The sequence below is a fragment of the Escherichia sp. WS1451 genome (assembly GCF_046487365.1).
GTDB classification, from domain to species: domain Bacteria; phylum Pseudomonadota; class Gammaproteobacteria; order Enterobacterales; family Enterobacteriaceae; genus Escherichia; species Escherichia coli.
Genome location: NZ_JBJQJP010000051.1, coordinates 1 through 3,887, shown reverse-complemented (window position 1 = coordinate 3,887; position 3,887 = coordinate 1). Strand labels below are relative to the sequence as shown.

Sequence of the window (3,887 nt, the reverse complement as noted above, 5' to 3'; positions counted from 1 at the left end):
AAGGTAGCAAATCACCTGAATTTCTAGCTGCACTTAAGGTAGCAAATCACCTGAATTTCTAGCTGCACTTAAAGGTAGCAAATCACCTTGATTCGAGTATACCTGATCTTCGCCTAGGCTTACAACTAGGTAACTTGCAGCTGTGTAGTTGTAGCCCTTGCCGCTGTATCCCCTCAAAATGTCATTTGAGGCTTTTTTAAAGTACTGATTCCAGAGTTGACTGTTTTTTTCATCAGTTCAGTGTGGGGGGGGGGTAAGTTGGGTTATGACATGAATCAAAAAGGATCTGCTTGAGATCCTTTTTTTCTACGCGTAATCTCTTGCTCTGAAAACGAAAAAACCACCTGGGGAGGTGGTTTTTCGATGGTTCAGTAAGTTGGGGAACTTCTGAACCGTGGTAACAGGGTGTACAAGACCGCTGCCACCAAATTCGTCCTTCCAGTTTAGCCGTAGTTTGGTTCTAACTTCAAGAACTCTGCATCAGTAATCTCTTGTACACCCCTTACCAATGGCCGCAGCCAGTGGCGATAAGTCGTGTCTTTCCGGGTTGGACTCAAGATGATAGTTACCGGACAAGGCGCAGCGGTCGGACTGAACGGGGGGGTCGTGCATACAGTCCAGCTTGGAGCGAACTGCCTACCCGGAACCGAGTGTCAGGCGTGGAATGAGATAAACGCGGCCATAACAGCGGAATGACACCGGTAAACCGAAAGGCAGGAACAGGAGAGCGCACGAGGGAGCCACCAGGGGGAAACGCCTGGTATCTTTAAGTCCTGTCGGGTTTCGCCACCACTGATTTGAGCGTCAGATTCTGTGATGCTTGTCAGGGGGGCGGAGCCTATGGAAAAACGCCAGCGGCGCGGCCTTTTGCCCTGGCTTTGCCTTTTTGCTCACATGTTCTTTCCGGCCTTATCCCCTGATTCTGTGGATAACCGTATTACCGTCTCTGAGTGAGCTGATACCGCTCGCCGCAGCCGAACGACCGAGCGCAGCGAGTTAGTGAGCGAGGAAGCGGAAGAGCGTAGGCATTTGCATTTTCTCCTTACGCATCTGTGCGGCATTTCACACCGTCAATAGCGCACTTTTCATACAATCCGCACTGATACCGCATAGTTAAGTCAGTACTCACAGCGTCCCCTCTGCGAGGTGCCTTCTGTGACTGGTTCAGGGGGCTCGCCGCCCCCCTCAAATATGCAGCCGTCATTGAGAATGCGCTGCGTAAAAAATTGGGCGCCGATGCGGGGTATTCAGGGCTAATTTGCGAGAATCCGAACCACCTGCACTGGCAGATCACCGTTTGGCAGCCTGAGCTCTACACCCTCGACTGATTAGCCGACTACCTCGACCTTGGCGCAGCTAATGACCGCGAAATCCTACCGGACTACGGTTTAGGCCGTAACTGCACCCTCTTCGATAAAACCCGCAAGTGGGCTTACCGCGCTATCCACCAAGGCTGGCCGCAGTATGACCAATGGCTACAAGCTTGCTTTGAACGCGCTAAAGCCTACAACCTGCAGTTCTCCGCACCTTTAGACGAGAACGAAGTCATGGGTATTGCCAAAAGTGTAGCTAAGTGGACTAATAAAAATTTTACAGAGTCATCATTTGATGATTTTATAAAAAAGACCCATTCGGCAGACATCCAATCTCTATGTGGGAAAAAAAGTAAAGGAGGAGGTAGGCCTTCATTAAACTCTCCATGGATTAATTTAGGAATTAGTCGTTCAACGTATTTTAGATTAAAAGCTAAAGAGAAAGGAAAATGATAAAAGTTCAGTTACCTACTAGAGAACATCGTCTTCATGAGCTTAATCTTAATTATGGCGATGTCGTTTTTTTTATTGGTCAGAATGGTAGTGGTAAATCCAGCCTATTAAATAATCTTTTTCAAAAAATAGGATCTCAATCATCAGTATATGTTTTAGCGCATAGAAAAAATACATTCAGCAGCGACATTATTGATTTCAGTAATAGTGAGTATAAAAATGCGCAGGGATGGATTTTTAATGAAATTAAAGGCAGTCAATGTAGATACAGAGTTAATTATGACTCACAGATGGTTGCCATACCTATAGTAAAATTAAAAAACAAAGTGATAGCCAGGGCTTTAAGTTTCGTAGATTCATTTAAATCAAATAACAATCAGCCGGCAGAGTTAATAAAGTCAGAGGTTGATGTTCTAAACATGGTTTTTGCTGATGCCAAATTATCTATTGAGTTCTTTCTAGATGATGAAGCCAACGTTATGGCAAGGAATATTAAAGGTGAAAATCCTGATGTTTATCCTATATCAATGCTTTCTGACGGTGAAAAAAGTGCACTAATTATTGCCAGTGAGATTATTTGCGCTGATGAAAACACAACTATTTTCTTAGATGAGCCTGAGCGACATATGCACAGAAGCATTGTGTCTCCGCTGCTTTCATCTTTAATGAAATATCGTAGAGATTGTGTTTTTTTTGTTGCCACCCACGAGTTAAGCTTGCCTGCGTTTTTTGATAACGTGAAAGTGGTTAACGTTAAAAACTGCTATTTTTCCGAACAAAGAGAACCGATATACTGGGATTTCAATGTTGTTGAGGATTATGACGAATTATTCAATGGTGTTGATGAGCAAACTAAAATAGATATACTTGGCGCTAGGGATAAGGTTCTATTTGTTGAAGGTGTTACGTCTAGCCTTGACCGTGATTTATATTCGGCCATATTTCCTATGGTTTCAGTTGTATCTAAACAAAAATGTGATTTGGTTGAATTGGCGGTAAAAGGCTTGAGACTAAATGACGAAATTCATCGAGTATCGGCGTTTGGTATCATTGATAATGATAACAAGGTGCAGGCGAAGGTCGATAACTTAAAGAAAGACTTCATTTTTAGTCTCGACGTTCATTCTATTGAGTCGATTTATTATCATCCTAGAATGATTAAGTTTGTCATTGACTTTGTAAAAGAGGCTAATGGGATAGATAATGTTGATGCCTTATTTATGGAAATTCATGACTTCGCTATTGATGCCATAAATGAAAAGCGCGATCACTTATGCTGCCGTGCAGTTGAAAAAACAATAAGGGCCGACTTAATGTCGGCCATACCAAAACAGCAAGATATTAAGAACCGCATTAAGTTTAATAAAGAAATTGATATTGAATGTTATGTTAATAAAGAAATTGCTGCATTTGATGCAATGATCGCGGAACGAAATTTGGATGCGTTAGTCTCACGCTACCCTATCCGAGAAACAAATTTGTTGGCACATGTAGCTAAAAAATGTGGTTTTGCCGATCGCTCTAGATATGAGTTAAACGTGATTCGTACGATCAAGAGTAATGCTGACGCTAGAGCATTTGTTTTATCCCTCCTCGGAGGGTTAGATGAAGCTATTTTGGGATGTTCAGATACGGAAAATAGCCCAGCTGATACCCATACAGTTTTTGCTATGTGAGACTAAACAACCTATATCAGATAACAGCCCTGCTTTTGCGGGGCTTTTTGTTTGTGCGTGACTTGACCGCGATGTACGATAGTTGCTGTATTAAGTCAGTATACACTCCGCTATCGCTACGTGACTGGGTCAGGGCTGCGCCCCGACACCCGTTAAAACCCGCTGACGCGCCCTGACGGGCTTGTCTGCTGACGAAAATGCTCACGGGCAAGCCGTGACCGCCTTCGTCAGCTTCGTTATGTTCCTGTTTCATTTTCGGCCTCAAAGTGAACCTGGATGCTGTTCTGGAGTTCTTCTGCGAGTTCGTGCAGTCGTTCACACATGGCCGCCTGTACGTCGGCATCCAGAGCATCCAGTTTTTCAAGCAGTGTCAGGCTCTGGCTTTTGATAAATCGCGCCATATTCAGCGCAGTTTGTTGCTGTTTGTTCACCTTCCGTTGTTCTC

The 3,887-nt window shown here is 43.9% G+C and carries 3 protein-coding genes and 1 pseudogene; 2 read left to right on the top strand and 2 right to left on the bottom strand.

Annotation, left to right across the window (positions count from 1 at the left end):
- Window positions 1-480: 480 nt before the first annotated feature.
- Window positions 481-612 carry a replication initiation protein gene (locus ACJHX7_RS25950; protein WP_071525238.1) on the bottom strand — a complete coding sequence of 44 codons (132 nt, stop codon included), beginning with the start codon at window positions 610-612 and terminating at the stop codon, window positions 481-483.
- A 557-nt stretch (window positions 613-1,169) separates the two neighbouring features.
- On the opposite strand from ACJHX7_RS25950, the pseudogene ACJHX7_RS25945 reads away from it, so the two are divergent.
- Both ACJHX7_RS25945 and ACJHX7_RS25940 read left to right on the top strand, forming a co-directional pair.
- A pseudogene (locus tag ACJHX7_RS25945) lies at window positions 1,170-1,766 on the top strand (replication initiation protein); the annotation flags it as partial.
- A complete protein-coding gene (locus ACJHX7_RS25940; RefSeq protein WP_001774712.1) occupies window positions 1,763-3,442 on the top strand; it encodes an ATP-binding cassette domain-containing protein in 1,680 nt (559 codons plus the stop codon). The pseudogene ACJHX7_RS25945 and the gene ACJHX7_RS25940, both read left to right, overlap by 4 nt.
- Window positions 3,443-3,678: 236 nt before the next feature.
- Here the strand turns inward: ACJHX7_RS25940 and ACJHX7_RS25935 are convergent, their stop codons facing one another.
- Window positions 3,679-3,873, bottom strand: a complete 195-nt coding sequence (locus ACJHX7_RS25935) for a Rop family plasmid primer RNA-binding protein (RefSeq protein ID WP_001041636.1) — start codon at window positions 3,871-3,873, stop codon at window positions 3,679-3,681.
- Window positions 3,874-3,887 lie beyond the last annotated feature (14 nt).

Bases quoted from the DNA above. Each gene is read 5' to 3' on its own strand.
- ACJHX7_RS25950 (WP_071525238.1), bottom strand. From the start codon at position 612: ATGCACGACCCCCCCGTTCAGTCCGACCGCTGCGCCTTGTCCGGTAAC.
- ACJHX7_RS25940 (WP_001774712.1), top strand. From the start codon at position 1,763: ATGATAAAAGTTCAGTTACCTACTAGAGAACATCGTCTTCATGAGCTT.